We start from the raw sequence: 19935 nt of genomic DNA, 5'->3' as shown, positions 1-19935 counted from the left end.
TTGGGCAATTGCCGCACGAAGAGCAGGAGCAGCAGGCCGGCGGGGAGCGCGCGCAGCATGGCGACCGTCAGCGGCGGCAAGCCCGCAAGAAACTCGGTCGTGACGATGTAGGTGCTGCCCCAGATGGCCGGCGCGATGGCGGTGAGCAGCAGGTCGGAAGCGCGGAGCTTCACAGGATGTCGAGCACTTCGGCGAGCGGGCGGCGCGGCTTTTGCGGCCAGTTGCCGGGTGCGGCCCGGCCGACGGCCACCAGCACGACGGGCACCTCATGCGGCTGCAATCCGAACTCGCGGCTCACGCCGGCGGGGTCGAAGCCGACCATCGGCCCCGAGACGAGGCCCAGCGCTTCGGCGGCGTGGATCAGCGTCGCCGCGCCGAAGGTGGCGGTGCGCACGGCCTCGTCGCGGGCGGTCGTGGGGTCTTCGTACTGCAGCCGCGCGCCTTCGCGCCAGCCGGCCACCGTGTTCGGGGACATGAGGCCGGTGTCGACGAAAGGCCCGAGCCTTTCGGCGAGGGTGTCGTGGTCGGGCAGCAGGCCGCAGACGATGAAGGTGACGGCCGCTTCGGTGACCTTGGGCTGGTCTTGCGCCACACGCCGCAGCCGCGCCTTGACCTGTGGCGTGCGCGCGGCAATGAAGCGCCAGTTCTGCAGGTGGTAGGCGGTGGGGGCTCGCGTGGCGAGGCGGATCAGCGCTTCGATCTCGTCGCTGTGCAGCACATGGGTGGGATCGAAGCGGTTGGCGGAGACGCGTTGTTCGATAAGGGCAAGGGCCGGGTGGGTCTTCATGGTTTGCGGGTCTGAGTTTCGGGCGTGCATGCGGGTCAGGCGTTTTCTCTTTCGGCCTGGCGGTCGAGTTGCGCGGCAAGGGCATCGAGGAGCTCGCGCCAGCCGGCTTCGCGGTCGGCCGGCTTGTCGGCGCCATCGAGGAAGGCGCCATGCTCGGTGTAGACGAGCCGCGTGCCGGAAGCTTCGGCGGTGAACTCGATGGAGACCGAGGACACCGAGACGCGCTTGCCGCCGATGGTCATCGTGTAGCTGAGCACGATGCGATGGCCTGGCACGATCTCGTGATAGATGGTTTCGTTGCTCACGAGCGGCCCGTCGCCGAAGCGGGAGCGGCTGCGCTCGCTGCCGCCTTCCACGAAGTCGGCGCTGAACTCCTCGGTGGTCCAGCCTTCGGCGTCGATGAACCAGCGCCGCTTGATGGCGGGATCGGCGAAGGCCTCGAAGACCCGTGTGGGGCTGGCCGCGTAGCTGCGCTCGATGACGAAGGTGGTGTGCTGAATGGAACGTTGGGTCATGAAAGGTCCTTGGTCTTGGGGCTTGGGCTCGGTCTTGCCGTGGCCCTGGGGCGTGCCGTGGCCCTGGGGCGTGCCGTCGCGGTCTTCGATGTTTTGTTGTTGCGTGGCGATTTCGGTCTGCTGGAAAAGGGTGTTCTGGCCCACGGCAATCAGCCAACCGCTGTCCTGCTTGCGCATCACGTACAGGGGCCGCCCTTCGGTGCGCCCTTCCAGCAGGGCACCGTTGGCATCGACGGCTTGCTGGCGCACATTGACGGCGGCCACGGTGTCGGCCAGGAAGGTGATGTGTTCCGCGTCGTAGATGGCGTATTCGTTGCCGGCCGCGAACATCGGCAGCACGCTGGAGGTGAAGGCATGGATCTGCGGCCAGCCGGTGAGCCGCCGTCCGAATGCGGTCACCCACGCGGCCTCGGGTGCGATCAGGCGGGTGAACCCTTCGACATCGCACTTGCGCTGCATCGCTTCGACTTGCGAGACGACGCCGACGATCAGTTCGATGTCACGGCTGCGGTCTTGCGGCGATGCGCCGGCGTGGGCGATGGTCGGTTGGATGCGGGCCTTCATGCCGTGCCTTTCGACAGCGTGGCTTCGAGCGTGAAGCTGCCGACGCCGACCGGCACGCGCCCCTGCACGGCATCGATGACCGCCGCCGCACCCGCGCTGGTGAAGCCGCCATACAGCTCGATCAAGCCGATGCCATCGGCCGCCAGGTCCCGCGCAACGAAGGCCGCGGACACTTCGTCGGGAACGGGAACGAAGGTCGTGCTCAGCGGCGGAAATTTCTGCGTGAAGCTGTCCCTGCCCGGATGAGCGTTGGCCTCGATGAAGAGGAAGGCCACCGGCGGCGGCGCGCCGTCGACATAGGCCTTGTTGAAGCGCACGGCAGGTATCAGCGATTCGAAGCCGAACATCACGGAGCTGACCCGCACGCGCGGACCGGCGGCCGCGCTGACGACGGGGCGCCACCGGGGCGACACGCCGCCGCAGAGTTCGATGAGCTGCACGCCGTCTCGCGCGAGGTCCGTCGCAACGTCGGGCAGTTCGCCGGGGTGGCCGACGGCGACGATGGTCAGGTTCTTGCGCTGGATGCGATCACGCCTGGCGTCCGCGCCGGTGGCCTCGTAGACGATTGCTTTCTTCATGGCTTTTCTTCCTGGGGAACGAATGCATGAATGCTCTCGCAGCAGAATGATCTGCACAATTGATAAAATTTAGATCAAACCGATCACATAAAACGATCATGTTGGATGCCCTCACACTCGATCAGCTTCGCGTCTTCGTATCGATTGCCGACAGGGGCTCGTTCCGTGCGGCGGCAAGGTCGTTGGGGCGTGCGCAATCGGGCCTGAGCAGTGCCATCGCGAACCTCGAATCGGAGTTGCGGCTGCCGCTGTTCGACCGGTCGCTGCATCGGCCGGTGCTCACCGAGGCCGGCGCGACCTTGCTCGCGGAAGCCCGGACGCTGCTGATCAAGGCGGACGCGTTTCGCGCGCGTGCCAACAGCTTCAGCCAGGGCGTCGAGGCCGAGCTTCGGGTGGCGCTCGATCCGCTGCTGCCGTTGCCGCGCATGGGGGCCGTCGTCCACCGGTTTCATACGGAGTTTCCGAGCGTGCGGCTGGAGCTTGAAACCGCGCCCATGACCTCGGCGCTGAGCAAGGTGCTGGGCGGTGCGTGCGACCTGGGCCTGACCACCGCGGAAGAACAAGACGCGCACATCGCATCCGAAACCATCGCCGACATCGCGGGCATGGTCGCCGTGTGCCGCGCGGACCATGCGCTGGCGCGGCCCAAGGCAAAGGCCGGGTGGACCACGGTCGATCTTTCGGACCACCTGCAGATCGTTGTCGCCGACCCCTCCGAGCGCTCGCAGGGGCGCAACTTCGGCGTGCTGTCGCAGAAGACCTACCGCGTGAGCGACATCGCCACCAAGCACGCGCTCATCGTGGCGGGCGTCGGATGGGGAAACCTGCCGCTCTGGATGGTGGAGGCCGACATCAAGGGCAAGCGGCTCGCGCGGGTCACGCTGGCCGCGCACCGGGCCCGCGCGTCGAAGCCGCTGGCGCTGTACCTGATACGCCGCATCGACCGGCAGTTCGGACCCGCCGCATCGGGGCTCGGCCGCATGCTGTCGGAAGAGTTTCACTGACGGGCCTGTCTACACTGGTCCCGATGAGCCGCGCCGCTTCAACCCTCCGCACCCTTGCTTGCATCGCGTGAAAGACCTGCTGACTTCCTACTACTGGAGTGGCGATGCCATTCGCAGCCGAAGCGTGAGCGATGTCGTGCTGTGGGGCACGGTCGATGTGCCAGAGCCTCCCGCGCGGCTGACCGCCGATTGGGAGCGCGAAATTGCGACGCGCATGGTGCTGGAACCGGGTGATGTGGAGGCCTTGCCGTTGGCGCGCGCACGCACGCGATGGCCGGACTACAAGCGCTGCGTGCAGGCCGCGTCGGACTGGACGCGCACGCTGGGGCTGCTCGAGGCGCTTGCGGCCAGCGACGTGGCGCTGATGGCCTGCCGCGGCGCGAAGTACCACCACGACGGCGCGCAATACGGCGGCGCGGCTTTCTGCAATCTCTTCCTGAGCGAAGACAAGGGGCTGGACGTGCACTTCCCCGTTGCGGGCCATTGCATTCCACTGGTGCGCGGCACGGTGTTGATCTTCGATACCGGCCAGCCGCATGCCGTCATCCGGCGCGGCGGCAGCGGCTTCGATGCGGCCGACTTCGCGCCCGACAAGGACTGCACGCAGTTGTTCCTGACATGGGAGTTGCCCATCGAAGACGCCGACGTAGGTCGCGTACTTCAGGTCGCCTTCGACACCGACCCTTCGACCGCATCGCAACTTGATGAAGAGCAGGTTCGGGTGAACGGTGCGCGGGCCAGCTTGTGCCCGGACTCGGGGCGATGGCGCGCGGCGGATTGACTCGCTGCGGGGTGCGTGCGGTGTGGGCCTTGCGCTGAAGGCATGAAAAAAGCCGCCAGATGGCGGCTTCTCATGGCTTGCCATTGCTGGCAAGGCGGTGCGTTACGGCTTGGCGGGTGCCTTGGCCGTCTTGGCCGGCGCAGCCGCGGCGGGCGCGCCGCCGAAGGCTTGCCCATTGACCGTCAGGCCCTCAGCCGACAGCTTGGCTGCCTTCTTCTCTTTCACGCCCTTGACGCGCTGCATGAGGTCGGACCAGTCCTTGAACTCGCTCTCCTTGCGTGCATCGAGGATGCGCTTGGACATCGAAGGACCAACGCCCTTGATGCCGTCGAGATCGGCGGCCGTGCCCTTGTTGGCATCGACCGCTGCGAAGGAAACGAGCGCAAACAGCATGGCCGTGGCGGCCAGGATTTTCTTGAACATGACTGAACTCCCTGATTTTTGATATAGCCGGCAAGAACGCCGGCTTTGGCTCAACGGGTTCAGGAAGCGGGGCGTTGACCCCTGAAGGGGGCAAGCATGCCCCGGTGACTATTGTTCAGGATCGTGGTCAAAGTTCTTCGACGCGGCGCGGCGGATAACTGTCCCAGGCCTGGCAGCCGGGGCAGTGCCAGAAGTACTGGTGCGCCTCGAAACCGCAGGCCGCGCAGCGGTAGCGCATCAGCGGCCGAGTGGCCTGGTCGAGCGCGCGTTGCACTTGCGGATGGAACTGCTCGTGCTCGAACTTTTCGCCGGCCAGCCAGCGCGACGCGGCCACCAGCGACGGTTGCTGCGCGAGGTGGGCGATGTAGCCGTCGCGCGGCGTGGGGGCCTGGTTCTGTTCGGTGGCGGTGGGCGTGCCGCCGAGTGCGATCAATGCTTCGAGCACGTCGATCGACGGCGACTCGACATAGCGCCGCTGCAGCAACGCCAGCGCTTCGCCTTCGCGGTGTGCCGCCACCGCGGCCTGCTGCAATGCGGCTGCGTAGAGCGGCAACGCGAGTGGGGCGGTTTCGCTAAGGGCAACGAGCGTGTCGAAGGCTGCGGCAGCTTCGTTGTTGCGCAGCTGGAGCATGGCGGTGTCGATGGCCGGGCGAGGTGCCTGCGGGGCCAGCTCGACCGCCTGGGCCAGCAGCTTGGCCGCACCGGACAGTTCGCCGGCGGCCACGCGCTCGGTGGCCTGTTCGCACAGGTGATGGGCGCGCCGCGTGCTGTAGCTGGCCTGGTCGGACTCGTCGAGTTTTTGCGCCACGGCGGCGGCCTGGGCCCATTCGCGCGAGCGTTCGTAGATGGCCAGCAGCGAGAGCCGCGCCTCGTTTTCGTAGCGCGTGCCTTCAAGCTTCTGCAGCGCGGCCTCGGCGCGGTCGAGCAGGCCGGCGCGCAGGAAGTCTTGCGCCAGCGCGTGCTGGGCGCGTTCGCGGTCGCTGCGGCTCAGGTCGCCACGGCCCAGCAAGTGCTCGTGCACGCGCACGGCGCGTTGGTACTCGCCACGGCGGCGGAACAGGTTGCCGAGCGCGAAGTGCAGCTCTTGCGTGTCGGGGTCGTTCTGCACGGCCTCGATGAAGGCGTCGATGGCCTGGTCCTGCTGCTCGTTCAGAAGGAAGTTGAGGCCGCGAAAGTAGGCCTTGGGGGCTTGCCTGTTTTCGAGCTTGAGCTGGCGAATGTCGAAGCGCGATGCGAGCCAGCCCAGCACGAAGGCGACGGGCAGGCTGATCAGCAGCCAGCTGGGATCAAAGTCCATGTTGACGTACGGCGGGAAGGTCGGTGGCGGAAATGGACGGCGCTGCCGCGGGGGCGGAAGCGGCTGTCGTGGGGGCCGCGGTGGAGGGGGCTTCGGACGATGCGGAAGGCAGTTGCGCCGCAGCAGCGCGGTGCTTCCACCAGCCGGGCAACATGCCGAGCGCACCCACCACGAGCCCGCCGGCGAAGGCCGCGAGCACGACGAGCACGAGCGGTGCGCGCCAGTAGGTGCCGAAGAAGAAGTAGACGGTCGCGTCGTGCTGGTTGTTCAGCGCGAAAGCGAAGAGCGTAAAAAAAATGGCTGCCTTGAGCAGCCACAGGAGGTATTTCATAGCCGTTCCCGTTGCCGGGAGCATTCTACGTTTGTAACCATGCCGATCAGGCCTTGCGGCCCTTGGCTTCCTTGCCGGCGTCGAGTTCGGCGGTCTTTGCGTCCACGGCCTCGCGCAGGGCTTTGCCCGGCTTGAAGTGAGGCACCCGTTTCTCTGGAATCTGCACGCTCTCGCCCGAACGCGGATTGCGTCCGATGCGCGGCGGGCGTCGGTTGACCGAGAAGCTGCCGAACCCACGGATCTCGATGCGGTGCCCGCGCACCAGCGCGTCGCTCATGGCGTCGAGGATGGTCTTGACGGCGTATTCGGCATCGCGGTGCGTGAGTTGCGCAAAGCGCGCTGCGAGTTCTTCGACAAGGTCAGAGCGGGTCATAGGCCGGGGCAGAGAAAACGTGGACGAAAAAAAGACAGAGTGGCCAAGCTAAGCGCCTGGCCGGCTCTGTCTTCGGACTCAGCTTACTTGTTGTCGCTGTTGTCGAGCTTGGCGCGCAGCAGGGCGCCCAGGCTCGTCGTGCCCGCGTTTTCGCGTGCCGACTGCTGGCTCAGGTTGGCCATGGCGCCTTGTTCGTCGACCATGTCCTTCTGCTTGATCGACAGCTGGATGTTGCGGGTCTTGCGATCCACATTCACGACGATGGCGGTGACTTCGTCGCCTTCCTTCAGCACGTTGCGGGCATCTTCGACGCGGTCGCGCGAGATTTCCGAAGCACGCAGGTAGCCGAGGATGTCTTCGCCGAGGTCGATTTCAGCGCCACGGGCGTCCACGGTCTTGACCTTGCCGGTCACGATCTGGCCCTTGTCGTTCACGGTGGTGAACGTGGTGAACGGGTCGCTGTCGAGTTGCTTGATGCCCAGCGAGATGCGCTCGCGGTCGACGTCGACTGCCAGCACGATCGCTTCGACTTCCTGGCCCTTCTTGTAGTTGCGAACGGCGGTTTCGCCTGCTTCGTTCCACGAGAGGTCCGAGAGGTGAACCAGGCCGTCGATGCCGGCAGCCAGGCCCACGAACACGCCGAAGTCGGTGATCGACTTGATCGGGCCCTTGACGCGGTCGCCGCGCTTGGTGTTCTGCGCGAACTCTTGCCACGGGTTGGCCTTGCACTGCTTCATGCCCAGGCTGATGCGGCGCTTGTCTTCGTCGATTTCGAGGACCATGACTTCGACTTCGTCGCCCAGCGAGACGATCTTGTTCGGAGCGATGTTCTTGTTGGTCCAGTCCATTTCGGAGACGTGCACCAAGCCTTCGATGCCGGGTTCGAGTTCGACGAACGCGCCGTAGTCGGCAATGTTCGTGACCTTGCCGAACAGGCGGGTCGATTGTGGGTAGCGGCGCGAAACGCCCATCCACGGGTCGTCGCCCATTTGCTTGAGACCCAGCGAGACACGGTTCTTTTCGGTGTCGAACTTGAGGATCTTGGCGGTGATTTCCTGGCCGGCCTGAACGACTTCGCTCGGGTGGCGAACACGGCGCCATGCCATGTCGGTGATGTGCAGCAGGCCATCGATGCCGCCGAGGTCGACGAACGCACCGTATTCGGTGATGTTCTTGACGACGCCGCGGACAACAGCGCCTTCCTTCAGGGTTTCCATCAGCTTGGCGCGTTCTTCGCCCATGCTGGCTTCGACCACGGCACGGCGCGACAGCACAACGTTGTTGCGCTTGCGGTCGAGCTTGATGACCTTGAATTCGAGGGTCTTGTTTTCGTACGGGGTCAGGTCCTTGATGGGACGCGTGTCGATCAGCGAGCCGGGCAGGAATGCGCGGATGCCATTGACCAGGACGGTGAGACCGCCCTTGACCTTGCCGCTGGTGGTGCCGGTGACGAAGTCGCCCGATTCCAGGGCCTTCTCGAGGGCGAGCCACGAAGCCAGACGCTTGGCGGTGTCGCGCGAGAGGATGGTATCGCCGTAGCCGTTTTCAACGCTGCCGATGGCAACGGAAACGAAATCGCCGGCCTGGACTTCGAGTTCGCCCTTGTCGTTCTTGAACTCTTCGATCGGCACATACGCTTCGGACTTCAGACCGGCGTTGACGACGACGTGGTTGTGCTCGACGCGCACGACTTCGGCCGTGATGACCTCGCCGGTGCGCATTTCGGAACGCTTCAGGGACTCTTCGAATAGGTCGGCAAAAGATTCAGACATTTATGGTTCCTTCCGTCAGGCAGGGTTGGCAGGCGCTATTGCGAAATTGCGTGCGGCTGCTGTGGGTCTGGAGACGGCGGTTTTGTGGGCTGGTGCCCGGGTTGGTTGAACAACCAGAAGGCCGGTGCGCTGTCGCGCGAGAAGAGCCTGCTGGAGCGGTATGCGCCACCCGGAACACCCGGTTGGCGCGAGCCTTTCAAGCGGACCTGAAAGGCTGCACTTGCTGCCACCAGTTCAACACCGTATCGATCGATTGCTCGATGGACAGCTGGGAGTTGTCGAGGTGGCGGGCATCTTGCGCCGGCTTCAGAGGGGCGACGCTGCGGGAAGAGTCCCGGGCGTCACGTGCTTCCAAGTCGGAGCGAAGACTGTCGAGTGTAGTTGAAATACCCTTTGAAATCAACTGCTTATGGCGCCGGACGGCGCGCTGGTCGGCGCTGGCCGTGAGGAAGACCTTGAGGGAGGCGTCGGGGAAGATGACGGTGCCCATGTCGCGGCCATCGGCCACCAGGCCGGGCAGCTGCCGGAAGCGCTGCTGCAGGGCCAGAAGGGCCTCGCGCACGGCCGGTAGCGTAGAGACGCGGGAGGCGTCCATGCCGGCGGCTTCGGTGCGGATTTCGTCGCTGACGTCTTCGCCGGCAAGCAGCACCTTGCCCTCGGCGAATTGCAGGGGCAGGGCGGCCGCCAGGGTGGCGATCTGCGCCTCGTGCTGCGCGTCGGCGTTGAGGCCGGCGCGGCGCATGGCCAAGCCCGTCACGCGATAGAGCGAGCCCGAGTCGAGGTAGTGGTAGCCCAGCAGGCGCGCCACTTCGGCGGCCAGCGTGCCCTTGCCGGAGGCGGTCGGGCCGTCGATGCAGATCACCGGCACCTCCGCGGCTTCGGCCACCGAGAACAGGGTTTCGAAGTACTCGGGGAAAGTCTTGGCGACGCAGTGGGGCTCGAGGATGCGCACCGGTACGCCGGCCGGGTTGAACGCCGCGAGCGAGAAGCACATGGCGACCCGGTGGTCGTCATAGGTGCGGATGCTCGCCGGCAGCCAGCCCGGTTGGGCCAACGGATGCACGCGAATGAAATCGGGTCCGGCCTCGACCGTGGCGCCTAGCTTTTTCAGCTCGTTGGCCATGGCGTCGATGCGGTCGGTTTCCTTGACCCGCCAGCTGGCGATGTTGCGCAGCGTGCTTGGGCCGTCGGCGTAGAGCGCCATGACGGCCAGCGTCATCGCCGCGTCGGGGATGTGGTTGGCGTCGAGGTCGATGGCCTTCAGCGGCCAGGCGCCACGGCGCACTTCGAGCCAGTTCGGGCCGCTGTCGACCTGCGCACCCATTTGCCGGGCAGCGTCGATGAAACGGATATCGCCCTGGATCGAATCGGCGCCCACACCCTCGATTCGAATGCCATTCTTGCCAGACACGCCCGTCGCTATTGCGCCAAGTGCTATGAAATAGCTAGCAGACGAGGCATCGGCCTCGACGTGGATGTCCCCCGGCGAGCTGTAGCGGCTGCCAGCCGGAATGGTGAAGCGCTCCCAGCCGTCGCGCTGTACGGCGATGCCGAAGCGCGCCAGCAGGTTCAGCGTGATCTCGATGTAGGGCTTGGAGATCAACTCGCCGACCACCTCGATGACGATGTCCTTGCGCGCCGCGAGCGGCAGCGCCAGCAGCAGGGCCGTGAGGAACTGGCTCGACACGTCGCCCCGCACGCGGATCGGCGCGTCGAGCACCAGGTCGTCGTGGTCGACCGGGTGGATGCGCAGCGGCGGGTAGCCGGGGTTGCCGAGGTAATCGATGTTGCAGCCGAGCTGGGTCAGTGCGTCGACCAGATCGCCGATGGGACGCTCGTGCATGCGCGGCACGCCGCTCAGTTCGAATTCGCCGCCGAGCAGCGACAGCGCCGCGGTCAGCGGGCGCATCGCGGTGCCAGCGTTGCCGAGGAACAGCGGCAGCAGGGTTGCGTTGGGCTTCAGTTGGCCGCCAAGGCCGGTGATCTGCAGCGTGCTCTCCGTCGGCTGGATGCCGCAGCCGAGCGCGCGCAGGGCGTCGAGCATCACGCGCGTGTCGTCGGAGTCGAGCAGGTCGTGGATCGTGGTGGTGCCGCTCGCGAGCGCGGCCAGCAGCAGCACGCGGTTGGAAATGCTCTTGGAACCCGGCAGCCGGACCGTGCCGGCGGCACCGGCGAGGGGCGGGAGGTCGAGGAAGGCCGTCGAGAACATGTCAGGAATCCTGCTGGGCCGAGGCGTCGGAATTCGAGTTGGGCTTCCACGCCGCGCGGGCCTTGCTGGCGGCGGCAATGGATTGCTCCAGCGCCTGCAGGTCGCCGGCGGTCATCAGCGCCTCGAGGTCTTCCAGCGCCTTGCGGAAGGCTTGCGATTGCTGCAGCACCTGCTCGCGGTTGGCGAGCAGCACGTCGCGCCACATGACCGGATCGCTCGCGGCGATGCGCGAAAAATCGCGAAAGCCCGGGCCCGCGAGGCTCAGGAAGCGGTCGCCCTGCGGCTGTGCCGTGAGGGCGTTGGTGTATGCGAAGGCCAGCAGGTGCGGCAGATGGCTCACGGCGGCGAAGGCGGCGTCGTGCTCTTCATGCGTCATGGTGACCACGTTGGCGCCGATGCCGCTCCAGACCTGCGAGGCCCGCTGCACGTTGGAGCGCAGCGTGGTCTTGACGGGCGTGAGCACGACCTGGCGGCCGGTGAACAGCGAGGCTTCGGCGTGCTCGATGCCCGAGACTTCCTTGCCGGCGATTGGGTGTGCCGGCACGAAGTTCGCGAACTGCTTTTGCAGGCCGTTGCGCGCGGCTTCGATCACGTCGCCCTTGGTCGAGCCGACGTCCATCACCAGCGTTTCGCTCGAAATGCCGTGGCGGATGGCTTTGAACATGGCCTCCGACGCGGCCACCGGCACAGCCAGCAGCACCAGGTCGGCGCCCGACACGGCGAGCAGCGCGGAAGGCGCGGCCACGTCGATCACGCCGAGCTGGCGTGCCCGCTCGGTGGTGGACGGCGACTTGCTGTAGCCGACCACGCGTTTCACCAGCTTCGCGCGCTTGAGCGCGAGCGCAAAGGAGCCGCCCATGAGGCCGCAGCCGATCAATCCCAGTTGCTCGAACATCGTGTCTGTCCGGCTCAGGCTTTGACGGGGTAGGCGCCAAGGACCTTGTAGAACGCGCAGAGGCCGCGCAGTTCGGCCAGCGCCGCGGCCACGTTGGGCTGCGAAGGGTGGCCGTCCAGGTCGATGTAGAAGTAGTACTCCCACTGGCCGGTGCGCGCGGGGCGCGATTCGAAACGGGTCATCGACACGTTGTTGGCCTTGAGCGGCACCAGCAGGTCGTGCACCGCACCGGGCTGGTTGGGCACCGAGACGATCAGGCTCGTGCAGTCCTTGCCCGAGGCCGGCGGCATGGCCAGCGTCTGCGGCAGGCAGATCACCGAGAAGCGGGTGCGGTTGTACGAATCGTCCTGGATGGCGTGCGCCACGATGTGCAGGCCGAAGCGCGTGGCGGCGCGTTCGCCGGCGAGCGCGGCCCAGGCCGGGTTGGTGGCCGCGAGGCGTGCGCCTTCGGCGTTGCTCGCCACGGCGCGCCGCTCGGCGTTGGGCAGGTGCTTGGACAGCCAGGTCTGGCATTGGGCCAGCGCCTGCGGATGGGCCAGCACGGCCTCGACGCCTTCGAGCGAGTTGCTGCTGCGCAGCAGGTGGTGGCGAACCAGCAGGCTGACTTCGCCGACGACGTGGGTGGGCGAATGCAGGAACAGGTCGAGCGAACGCGTGACCACGCCTTCGGTCGAGTTCTCGACGCCGACCACGCCGTACTGGGCGCTGCCCGCGGCGGTGGCATGGAACACTTCGTCGAAGCTGGCGCAATAGATCAGGTCGGCGGCGCCGCCGAAGTACTCGATGGCGGCCTGTTCGCAGAAGGTGCCTTCAGGGCCCAGCACGGCCACGCGCTGCGGCGACTCGAGGGCCAGGCAGGCCGACATGATCTCGCGCCAGATGGCCGCCACATGCAGGTCCTTGAGCGGACCTGCATTGCTTTTCTGCATCTTGTCGATGACTGCCGCGACGCGGTCGGGGCGGAAGAAGGGCGTGCCTTCGCGCTTCTTGACCTCGCCGACCAGCTCGGCCACATGGGCCCGCTCGTTGAGCAGGCTGAGCAGTTGCTGGTCGAGCGAGTCGATCTGCACGCGCAGACCGGCAAGGCTTTCGGAATTGTCGGGAGAGGGCGAGGAAGAGGGCGGTGTGGGTGCGGAGGCGGTCATCGGTGCGAGCAGCTAGGGCATGCGCCTAGGCATGCGATCGCTCGAATTCTCGCATGTAGCCCACCAGTGCCTGCACCCCTGCCAACGGCATGGCGTTGTAAAGGCTGGCGCGCATGCCGCCGACCGACTTGTGGCCCTTGAGCTGCAACAGCCCGGCTTCGCGCGCACCGGCCAGGAAGGCCTCGTTGCGGCCTTCGTCGGCCAGGAAGAAGGGCACGTTCATGCGCGAGCGGCAGCCGGCGTCGATGCGGTTGGCATAGAAGTCGGAACCGTCGATGAAGTCGTACAGCAGCTTGGCTTTGGCGATGTTGCGCTGCTCCATGGCGGCCACGCCGGTGAGCTCGCCTTCGGTCTGCTGCAGCAGCCACTGGAAGGTGAGGCCGGCCATGTAGATGCCCCAGGTCGGCGGGGTGTTGTACATGGACTTGTTGTCGGCCACGGTCTTGTAGTTGAACGCGCTCGGGCAGATCTCCAGGGCGTGGCCGAGCAGGTCGTCGCGCACGACGACGATCGTCAGGCCGGCCGGGCCGAGGTTTTTCTGGGCGCCGCCGAAGGCCAGGCCCACGCGGCTCCAGTCGACGCTGCGCGAGGCCACGTGCGACGAGAAGTCGATGATGAGCGGCGCCTTGCTGCCGAGCGCGGCAAGGTCGGGCAGTTGCTGGAATTCGATGCCGTTGATGGTCTCGTTGCTGCACACGTGCACGTACGAGGCATCCTGGCTGAGCTGCCAGCTCGAAGGGGCGGGCAGCTTGGTGTGCTGGTCATCGGCGTTGCTCGCGACGACGCGCGCAGTGCAGTAGCGCTGCGCTTCCTTGTGCGACTTGCTGCTCCAGCTGCCGGTGATGACGAAGTCGGCGGTTTTGCCGCGCGACAGGTTCATCGGCACGATGGCGTTTTCGCCAAGTCCACCGCCCTGCATGAACAGGACGTGGAAATGTGAGGGCACGGCCAGCAGCGTACGGATATCGGCTTCGGCCTGAGTGCAGATGGCGCCGAATTCCTTGCCGCGATGGCTCATTTCCATCACGCTCATGCCGCTGCCCTGCCAGTCGAGCATTTCGGAGGCAGCGCGTTGCAGCACCGCCTCCGGCATGGCAGCCGGGCCGGCCGAAAAGTTGTAGGGGCGCTTGCCGGCCGGCGTCTGCTGCTGGGTCACGTTGCTTTACTTCTTGACTGGAGCCTTGGCTGGCGCCTTGGCGGGTGCGGCACCTTGTGCCGGAGCATCGGTCGGAGCGCCGAGGGCCTTGGCAACGTTGGTGTCGAGCGTGCGCATCTTGGGTTCGATGGTGGCGCGGGTTTCGTTCACCAGCTTTTCCGTCAGTGCGGTCTGCATCTTGGGGTTCAGGTCCTGGTACTTCTTGCTGAGGGGCGAGTTGATCCAGGCCAGCAGTTGCTTGAGCTCGTCTTCGCTGAAGTTCTGCTCGAGCAGCGGGGTCAGGGCGCCAGGCGCCAGTTGCACGGCCTTGTCGCGCACGATCGGGTAGGCGTCGTCGAAGTACTTCTTGAGCTCGGCGTCGGCTGCCTTGGCGGCGGCTTCGCGCTTGGCTTCAGGCACTTGCGTCTGCAGGTACTGCGAGCCGGCTTGCGCAATGGGAGCGCTCGATTGCTCGACCAGTCCGCGTGCCAGCGATTCGATGCCGGGACGCTGGATGTCGATGAACTGCTTGATGAGCGTGGCCTTGTCTTGGGCCATTGCGGCCATCGAGCTGCCAGCCAGGGCTACCGTCAGAAGTGCGAGTTTGATTTTTTTCACTGAGGATTCTCCGTTGAAGATGTGGAAGTATCGTCTGCGTCCGGCTCGCTCTCGCCGTTCGCGTCGTTTTCGACGATACGTTGTAGCCCGCTGAGTTTGGCGCCTTCGTCGAGCCCGATCAGCGTGACGCCTTGCGTCGCGCGACCCAGTTCGCGAATCTCGGCAACCCGGGTGCGCACGAGCACACCCTTGTCGGTGATGAGCATGATCTCATCATCCGCATGCACGAGAGTGGCGGCAACGACCTTGCCGTTGCGCTCACTCTGTTGAATCGCAATCATGCCTTTGGTTCCACGGCCGTGGCGCGTGTATTCCGTAATGCTTGTTCGTTTTCCGTAACCATTTTCGGTGGCGGTGAGCACGCTTTGCTGCTCGTCCTCGGCCACCAGCATGGCGATAACGCCCTGGCCGGGGTCCAGCGACATGCCGCGCACGCCGCGCGCATTGCGGCCCAGCGGGCGAACGTCGTCTTCGGCGAAACGCACGGCCTTGCCGCCGTCGCTGAAGAGCATCACGTCATGCTTGCCGTCGGTGAGGGCGGCGCCGATAAGGTAGTCGCCATCGTCGAGGTTCACGGCAATGATGCCGCCCTTGCGCGGGTTGTTGAACTCGTCGAGCGCGGTCTTCTTGACGGTGCCCATCGAGGTCGCCATGAACACGTACTGGTCGGCCGGGAAGTTGCGCTTCTCGCCGGTCAGGGCGAGGGCGACGTTGATCTTCTCGCCTTCCTGCAGCGGGAACATGTTGACGATGGGCCGGCCGCGCGAGCCACGCGAACCCGCCGGAACTTCCCACACCTTGAGCCAGTACAGCCGGCCGCGGTTGGAGAAGCACAGGATGTAGTCGTGCGTGTTGGCAATGAAGAGCTGGTCGATCCAGTCGTCGTCCTTGGTGGCCGTGGCCTGCTTGCCGCGGCCGCCGCGTTTTTGCGCGCGGTATTCGCCCAGCGGCTGGCTCTTGATGTAGCCGCTGTGCGAGAGCGTCACCACCATGTCGGTCGGTGTGATCAGGTCTTCGGTCGAGAGGTCGTAGGCGCTGTGCTCGACCAGGCTGCGGCGGGCGCCGAGCTTCGATTGGCCGAATTCCTGCTTGATCTCGCCGAGTTCGTCGCCAATGATGATGGAGACGCGTTCGGGCTTGGCCAGGATGTCGAGCAGGTCGTCGATTTCCGCCATGACTTCCTTGTACTCGGCAACGATCTTGTCTTGCTCGAGACCGGTCAGGCGTTGCAGGCGCATCTGCAGGATTTCTTGCGCTTGCGTTTCCGACAGGCGATAGAGGCCGTCGCCGCCCATGCCGTATTCGCGCTCGAGGCCTTCAGGGCGGTAGTCGTCAGCGTTGATCACGCCGCCGTCGGCGCGTGAACGCGTGAGCATCTCGCGCACCAGCTTGCTGTCCCAGGCGCGGGTCATCAGCTCGGCCTTGGCGACCGGCGGCGTGGGCGATTCGCGGATGATGCGGATGAATTCGTCGATGTTGGCCAGCGCCACCGCCAGGCCTTCGAGCACGTGGCCGCGCTCGCGGGCCTTGCGCAGCGTGAAGACGGTGCGGCGCGTGACCACTTCGCGGCGGTGCTGCAGGAAGACCTCGATCAGGTCCTTCAGGTTGCACAGCTTGGGCTGGCCGTTGACCAGCGCCACCATGTTGATGCCGAAGGTGTCCTGCAGTTGCGTCTGCTTGTAGAGGTTGTTGAGCACGACCTCGGGCACTTCGCCGCGCTTGAGCTCGATCACCAGGCGCATGCCCGACTTGTCGGACTCGTCCTGGATGTGGCTGATGCCTTCGATTTTTTTCTCGTGCACCAACTCGGCCATGCGCTCCTGCAGCGTCTTCTTGTTGACCTGGTAGGGGAGCTCGTCGACGATGATCGCCTGGCGCTGGCCGCGGTCGATGTCCTCGAAGTGGCACTTGGCGCGCATCACGACCTTGCCGCGGCCGGTGCGGTAGCCGTCCTTCACGCCGTTGATGCCGTAGATGATGCCGGCGGTGGGGAAATCGGGCGCCGGCACGATTTCCATCAGCTCGTCGATGCTGGCTTCGGGGTTGCGCAGCAGGTGCAGGCAGGCGTCCACCACTTCATTGAGGTTGTGCGGCGGAATATTGGTGGCCATGCCGACCGCAATACCGCCCGAGCCATTCACCAGCAAATTGGGCAACTGGCTTGGCAGCACTTTTGGCTCTTTTTCGGAGCCGTCGTAATTGTCCTGAAAGTCGACAGTTTCCTTGTCGATATCGGCCAGCATTTCGTGCGCAATTTTGGCCAGCCGGATTTCCGTATAACGCATTGCGGCTGCGTTGTCTCCATCGACCGACCCGAAGTTGCCCTGGCCGTCGACCAGCATGTGGCGCATGGAGAAGTCCTGCGCCAACCGCACGATGGTGTCGTAGACCGACTGGTCGCCGTGAGGGTGGTACTTACCGATCACGTCACCGACGATACGGGCCGACTTCTTGTACGGCCGGTTCCAGTCGTTGTTGAGCTCGTGCATGGCGAACAGCACGCGCCGATGCACGGGCTTGAGGCCGTCGCGCGCATCAGGAAGCGCCCGGCCCACGATGACGCTCATGGCGTAATCGAGATAGCTGCTGCGCATTTCCTCTTCAAGACTGATGGGCAGGGTTTCTTTGGCGAATGAGGTCATTGAGCGAGAGGCTGGCGGCAGGAAGGCGAAATTTTACGCTGTGAGGGGTGTCGCACCGCCGCAACACAAGGCCGCTATTCCGCCTCCGTCCTACGCTTCAGGGGCGTCCAGCGGCCTGTTTGCCAAAGACCCTATGGCACAATCGCCTCAACGTTTTGGGTGGTGGTCACTTAAAGCGTCCTTGATTCGCAGCGCGGCTGCGGCTTTTTCCCCAAGAGGAGAACCATGAAGAAACTGAATAAAGTGGCGATGATGTTTGCAGTCGCTGCGCTCGCCACTGCCGCCGGCGCGCAGACCCGTGTCACCGCTGCGGACGGCGGTCCTACGATCGACAACTGGCAAAACGGCACCGGCGAACTGGTCTGGAAGAACGGCACCAACGAACTGTGCTGGCGCGATGCCAACTGGACGCCGGCTACCGCCGCCGCCGGTTGCGACGGCGCTCTGGTTCCTGCCGTTGCTGCAGTGCCTCCCGCTCCTGGCGCACCTGTTGCTCCTGGCGCTCCGCCGGCTGTCGCCGCTTCGAAGGTCACCTTCGCTGCCGACGCTTTCTTCGACTTCGACAAGTCGGTTCTGAAGCCTGAAGGTCGCGCCAAGCTGACCGATCTGGTCGAGAAGATCCGTGGCGTCAACCTCGAAGTGATCATCGCTGTGGGCCACACCGACTCGATCGGTACGGACGCCTACAACCAGCGTCTGTCGGTGCGTCGCGCCGAAGCCGTCAAGGCCTTCCTGGTCTCGAAGGGCATCGAACGCAACCGCGTCTACACCGAAGGCAAGGGCGAGAAGCAGCCAGTGGCTGACAACCGCACCAAGGAAGGCCGCGCCAAGAACCGTCGCGTGGAAATCGAAGTGGTCGGCACCCGCGCCAACTAATCATTCGACTCCATCGATGATAAAAAACCCCGCCTCGGCGGGGTTTTTTTATGCTCGTCGAATTGACGATCAATCGCTCATCAATGCCGGCACGGTGTTTGCCGGTCATTGCTCGTTTCATAATCACGGTATGACAGAAAACGTGAATGCCGATCCGGCCGAGCTGGCCAAGTTTTCAGAACTCGCGCACCGCTGGTGGGATCTGGAAAGTGAATTCCGCCCGCTGCATGAAATCAATCCATTGCGCCTTGAATGGATTGACGGAATTGCGCCAATTTCGCAGCGCCGCTTGCTGGACATCGGTTGTGGCGGCGGAATCCTGGCCGACTCGATGGCCCGGAAGGGCGCCGACGTGCTGGGCATCGACCTGGCGGGCAAGGCGCTCAAGGTGGCCCAGCTTCATGCCCTCGAGGCTGGCACGCGCGGTGTCAAGTACAGGGAAATCAGCGCCGAGGCACTGGCCGACGAGCAGCCGGGCAGCTTCGACGTTGTCACCTGCATGGAAATGCTCGAGCACGTGCCAGAGCCGGCCTCGGTCGTCCAGGCCTGCGCCACGCTGGTCAAGCCGGGTGGCTGGGTGTTCTTGTCGACGATCAACCGCAACCTGAAGGCCTTCATGCTCGCGATCGTCGGAGCCGAGTACGTTCTGGGCATGCTGCCGCGCGGAACGCACGAGTATCCGAAATTGATTCGGCCCAGCGAGCTTGCCGCCTACTGCCGTGCAGCCGGGCTGGACCTTCGACACACTCGCGGCCTGGAGCACAACCCGCTGACCCGCCGCTACTGGCTCAGCGCCGACACCAGCGTCAACTACATGTTTGCGACGCAAAAGCCTGCGTTGCCGGGTTCGCAGGGATGAAGATAAATGCTTCGACACAAGCTGTGCTGTTCGACCTCGACGGCACGCTGATAGACAGTGCGCCTGACTTGGGTGCCGCCGCAGACAAAATGCGCACCGACCGCGGCCTCGCCTCCTATCCGTTGGAGCGCTACCGGCCCATGGCCGGCGCCGGTGCGCGGGGCATGCTCGGTGTGGCGTTCGACATCACGCCGGATGCGCCGGAATTCGCGGAGTTGCGAGAAGAGTTCTTCGTGGCCTACGAACGGCGCATGCTGCTCAACACCCATGTGTTCGATGGCATTCAGGCCTTGATCGAGGCGATTCGGGAGCGCGGCTTGCTCTGGGGTGTCGTCACCAACAAATCGATGCGTTTCACTGATCCGCTGACCCGCGCCATCCCGCTGTTTGCCACCGCAGGCGCGATCGTGAGTGGCGACACCACCCCGTTCTCAAAACCACATCCCGAGCCGCTGCACGAAGCAGCGCGTCGGTTGGGCGTTGCATCCGATGCATGCATCTATGTGGGTGACGACGAGCGTGACATCGTCGCGGGCCGCGCTGCCGGCATGCGGACTGTCGCGGCCGCCTACGGTTACATGGGTTCCCAGGCCGATGCTGCGCTCTGGAATGCCGATGCCTCAATCTCTTCTCCCCTGGAGCTCTTGAAGTTCCTCAATAGCGCCTAAAATGTGACGCTTGGGGCTGCACTGGTTTCGACGTGGGTTCGGAGTCGCAGCGGGGCATGTCGAGCTGAATGCGCTCGTAAAACAGATTCAAACAAACTAACTGCAAACGACGAACGTTTCGCACTCGCTGCTTAATTGCCAGTGAGCTTTGCAACAGCAGGCCGATGGGCTGGGCAAGGGGGTGACAGAGCAATCTGAATCCTCCCGGCTGCAAAGATAATTACATGGGCTGGCTCCGATCCGGGTACCTTGGGTCGGGGCGAGAAAATAGGGTGCTGGCGTCCGGTTTAGCGTGTGACTGCGCGACTCCGGAAGCGAGACTCAAATCAGATCACTAAACATGTAGAACTGCGCGATGAAGGCTTGCGGACGGGGGTTCAAATCCCCCCAGCTCCACCATATTTCTAGGGCTAGGTCCAATAAAATCAAGGACTTAGGTTAGGGCTCTCCGTCCTCAACCGTC

Annotated in this window: 20 protein-coding genes and 1 other RNA gene; 6 read left to right on the top strand and 15 right to left on the bottom strand. The window is 64.8% G+C overall.

Annotated features, from left to right (window positions below; genetic code table 11):
• The 4 genes from DBV14_RS33840 to DBV14_RS09760 form a co-directional block, all read right to left on the bottom strand.
• On the bottom strand, positions 1-173 hold a 173-nt coding region (locus DBV14_RS33840), incomplete at its 3' end, for an EamA family transporter (RefSeq protein WP_369008192.1).
• Positions 170-787 (bottom strand): nitroreductase family protein, encoded by a 618-nt coding sequence (locus DBV14_RS09770; RefSeq protein WP_124458988.1) that lies wholly within the window; start codon positions 785-787, stop codon positions 170-172. The genes DBV14_RS33840 and DBV14_RS09770, both read right to left, overlap by 4 nt.
• A gap of 35 nt (positions 788-822) precedes the next feature.
• Positions 823-1866: an SgcJ/EcaC family oxidoreductase gene (locus DBV14_RS09765; RefSeq protein ID WP_124458987.1), complete on the bottom strand. Its 1044-nt coding sequence runs from the start codon at positions 1864-1866 to the stop codon at positions 823-825.
• Positions 1863-2444 carry a DUF6506 family protein gene (locus DBV14_RS09760; protein WP_124458986.1) on the bottom strand — a complete coding sequence of 194 codons (582 nt, stop codon included), beginning with the start codon at positions 2442-2444 and terminating at the stop codon, positions 1863-1865. The genes DBV14_RS09765 and DBV14_RS09760 overlap by 4 nt, the downstream gene beginning before the upstream one ends.
• Before the next feature lie 98 nt (positions 2445-2542).
• On the opposite strand from DBV14_RS09760, the gene DBV14_RS09755 reads away from it, so the two are divergent.
• On the top strand, positions 2543-3448 hold the full coding sequence (locus DBV14_RS09755; RefSeq protein ID WP_124458985.1) for a LysR family transcriptional regulator: 906 nt from the start codon (positions 2543-2545) through the stop codon (positions 3446-3448).
• A gap of 67 nt (positions 3449-3515) precedes the next feature.
• Complete coding sequence (locus DBV14_RS09750; protein WP_124458984.1) at positions 3516-4229, top strand: hypothetical protein; 714 nt, start codon at positions 3516-3518, stop codon at positions 4227-4229.
• 102 nt (positions 4230-4331) lie between these two features.
• Here DBV14_RS09750 and DBV14_RS09745 read toward each other — a convergent pair whose 3' ends face one another.
• The 11 genes from DBV14_RS09745 to gyrA all read right to left on the bottom strand — a co-directional run bounded on the left by DBV14_RS09745 (position 4332) and on the right by gyrA (position 17069).
• The gene (locus DBV14_RS09745) at positions 4332-4652 is read right to left on the bottom strand and encodes a helix-hairpin-helix domain-containing protein (protein WP_124458983.1); all 321 of its coding nucleotides are present in this window, start codon (positions 4650-4652) and stop codon (positions 4332-4334) included.
• A gap of 127 nt (positions 4653-4779) precedes the next feature.
• Positions 4780-5949, bottom strand: a complete 1170-nt coding sequence (gene lapB / locus DBV14_RS09740; RefSeq protein WP_124458982.1) for a lipopolysaccharide assembly protein LapB — start codon at positions 5947-5949, stop codon at positions 4780-4782.
• The gene (locus tag DBV14_RS09735) at positions 5939-6280 is read right to left on the bottom strand and encodes a lipopolysaccharide assembly LapA domain-containing protein (RefSeq protein WP_124458981.1); all 342 of its coding nucleotides are present in this window, start codon (positions 6278-6280) and stop codon (positions 5939-5941) included. Before DBV14_RS09735 ends, lapB begins: the two co-directional genes overlap by 11 nt.
• A gap of 46 nt (positions 6281-6326) precedes the next feature.
• Positions 6327-6653: an integration host factor subunit beta gene (locus tag DBV14_RS09730; protein ID WP_019654766.1), complete on the bottom strand. Its 327-nt coding sequence runs from the start codon at positions 6651-6653 to the stop codon at positions 6327-6329.
• Positions 6654-6736: 83 nt separating this feature from the next.
• Complete coding sequence (rpsA, locus tag DBV14_RS09725; RefSeq protein WP_124458980.1) at positions 6737-8425, bottom strand: 30S ribosomal protein S1; 1689 nt, start codon at positions 8423-8425, stop codon at positions 6737-6739.
• Positions 8426-8621: 196 nt separating this feature from the next.
• On the bottom strand, positions 8622-10634 hold the full coding sequence (locus tag DBV14_RS09720) for a bifunctional 3-phosphoshikimate 1-carboxyvinyltransferase/cytidylate kinase (protein WP_124458979.1): 2013 nt from the start codon (positions 10632-10634) through the stop codon (positions 8622-8624).
• Between the two features lies 1 nt (position 10635).
• Positions 10636-11529, bottom strand: coding sequence for a prephenate dehydrogenase/arogenate dehydrogenase family protein (locus DBV14_RS09715; RefSeq protein WP_124458978.1), 894 nt, complete (start codon positions 11527-11529; stop codon positions 10636-10638).
• A gap of 14 nt (positions 11530-11543) precedes the next feature.
• A complete protein-coding gene (gene pheA, locus DBV14_RS09710; protein ID WP_124458977.1) occupies positions 11544-12674 on the bottom strand; it encodes a prephenate dehydratase in 1131 nt (376 codons plus the stop codon).
• Between the two features lie 25 nt (positions 12675-12699).
• Entirely contained in the window at positions 12700-13767 is a 1068-nt protein-coding gene (gene serC, locus DBV14_RS09705; protein WP_260396893.1) for a 3-phosphoserine/phosphohydroxythreonine transaminase, read from the bottom strand.
• Between the two features lie 69 nt (positions 13768-13836).
• Positions 13837-14427, bottom strand: coding sequence for a DUF2059 domain-containing protein (locus DBV14_RS09700; RefSeq protein WP_124458975.1), 591 nt, complete (start codon positions 14425-14427; stop codon positions 13837-13839).
• Positions 14424-17069: a DNA gyrase subunit A gene (gene gyrA / locus DBV14_RS09695; protein WP_124458974.1), complete on the bottom strand. Its 2646-nt coding sequence runs from the start codon at positions 17067-17069 to the stop codon at positions 14424-14426. The genes DBV14_RS09700 and gyrA overlap by 4 nt, the downstream gene beginning before the upstream one ends.
• Before the next feature lie 225 nt (positions 17070-17294).
• Here gyrA and ompA point away from each other — a divergent pair, with 225 nt between their 5' ends.
• From ompA to ssrA, 4 genes are all read left to right on the top strand, one after another.
• On the top strand, positions 17295-17945 hold the full coding sequence (gene ompA, locus DBV14_RS09690; protein ID WP_124458973.1) for an outer membrane protein OmpA: 651 nt from the start codon (positions 17295-17297) through the stop codon (positions 17943-17945).
• Positions 17946-18075: 130 nt separating this feature from the next.
• The gene (gene ubiG, locus DBV14_RS09685) at positions 18076-18804 is read left to right on the top strand and encodes a bifunctional 2-polyprenyl-6-hydroxyphenol methylase/3-demethylubiquinol 3-O-methyltransferase UbiG (RefSeq protein ID WP_124459028.1); all 729 of its coding nucleotides are present in this window, start codon (positions 18076-18078) and stop codon (positions 18802-18804) included.
• Positions 18801-19472, top strand: a complete 672-nt coding sequence (locus DBV14_RS09680; RefSeq protein WP_124458972.1) for an HAD family hydrolase — start codon at positions 18801-18803, stop codon at positions 19470-19472. Before ubiG ends, DBV14_RS09680 begins: the two co-directional genes overlap by 4 nt.
• A gap of 12 nt (positions 19473-19484) precedes the next feature.
• Positions 19485-19871: a transfer-messenger RNA gene (ssrA, locus tag DBV14_RS09675) on the top strand.
• Positions 19872-19935: the final 64 nt, after the last annotated feature.

Origin of the sequence: Variovorax sp. KBW07 (genome assembly GCF_003852515.1) — a bacterium.
Taxonomy (GTDB): Bacteria; Pseudomonadota; Gammaproteobacteria; order Burkholderiales; family Burkholderiaceae_C; genus Variovorax.
Note: the sequence above shows the minus strand (reverse complement) of the source record. Positions and strands in the feature narration are given on the sequence as shown.

Excerpts from the sequence above, each read along its gene's own strand:
- DBV14_RS09770 (WP_124458988.1), bottom strand. The coding sequence starts at position 787 with ATGAAGACCCACCCGGCCCTTGCCCTTATCGAACAACGCGTCTCCGCC.
- DBV14_RS09765 (WP_124458987.1), bottom strand. The coding sequence starts at position 1,866 with ATGAAGGCCCGCATCCAACCGACCATCGCCCACGCCGGCGCATCGCCG.
- DBV14_RS09760 (WP_124458986.1), bottom strand. The coding sequence starts at position 2,444 with ATGAAGAAAGCAATCGTCTACGAGGCCACCGGCGCGGACGCCAGGCGT.
- DBV14_RS09755 (WP_124458985.1), top strand. The coding sequence starts at position 2,543 with ATGTTGGATGCCCTCACACTCGATCAGCTTCGCGTCTTCGTATCGATT.
- DBV14_RS09745 (WP_124458983.1), bottom strand. The coding sequence starts at position 4,652 with ATGTTCAAGAAAATCCTGGCCGCCACGGCCATGCTGTTTGCGCTCGTT.
- lapB (WP_124458982.1), bottom strand. The coding sequence starts at position 5,949 with ATGGACTTTGATCCCAGCTGGCTGCTGATCAGCCTGCCCGTCGCCTTC.
- DBV14_RS09735 (WP_124458981.1), bottom strand. The coding sequence starts at position 6,280 with ATGAAATACCTCCTGTGGCTGCTCAAGGCAGCCATTTTTTTTACGCTC.
- DBV14_RS09730 (WP_019654766.1), bottom strand. The coding sequence starts at position 6,653 with ATGACCCGCTCTGACCTTGTCGAAGAACTCGCAGCGCGCTTTGCGCAA.
- rpsA (WP_124458980.1), bottom strand. The coding sequence starts at position 8,425 with ATGTCTGAATCTTTTGCCGACCTATTCGAAGAGTCCCTGAAGCGTTCC.
- DBV14_RS09720 (WP_124458979.1), bottom strand. The coding sequence starts at position 10,634 with ATGTTCTCGACGGCCTTCCTCGACCTCCCGCCCCTCGCCGGTGCCGCC.
- DBV14_RS09715 (WP_124458978.1), bottom strand. The coding sequence starts at position 11,529 with ATGTTCGAGCAACTGGGATTGATCGGCTGCGGCCTCATGGGCGGCTCC.
- pheA (WP_124458977.1), bottom strand. The coding sequence starts at position 12,674 with ATGACCGCCTCCGCACCCACACCGCCCTCTTCCTCGCCCTCTCCCGAC.
- serC (WP_260396893.1), bottom strand. The coding sequence starts at position 13,767 with ATGCCGGAGGCGGTGCTGCAACGCGCTGCCTCCGAAATGCTCGACTGG.
- gyrA (WP_124458974.1), bottom strand. The coding sequence starts at position 17,069 with ATGACCTCATTCGCCAAAGAAACCCTGCCCATCAGTCTTGAAGAGGAA.
- ompA (WP_124458973.1), top strand. The coding sequence starts at position 17,295 with ATGAAGAAACTGAATAAAGTGGCGATGATGTTTGCAGTCGCTGCGCTC.
- ubiG (WP_124459028.1), top strand. The coding sequence starts at position 18,076 with ATGACAGAAAACGTGAATGCCGATCCGGCCGAGCTGGCCAAGTTTTCA.
- DBV14_RS09680 (WP_124458972.1), top strand. The coding sequence starts at position 18,801 with ATGAAGATAAATGCTTCGACACAAGCTGTGCTGTTCGACCTCGACGGC.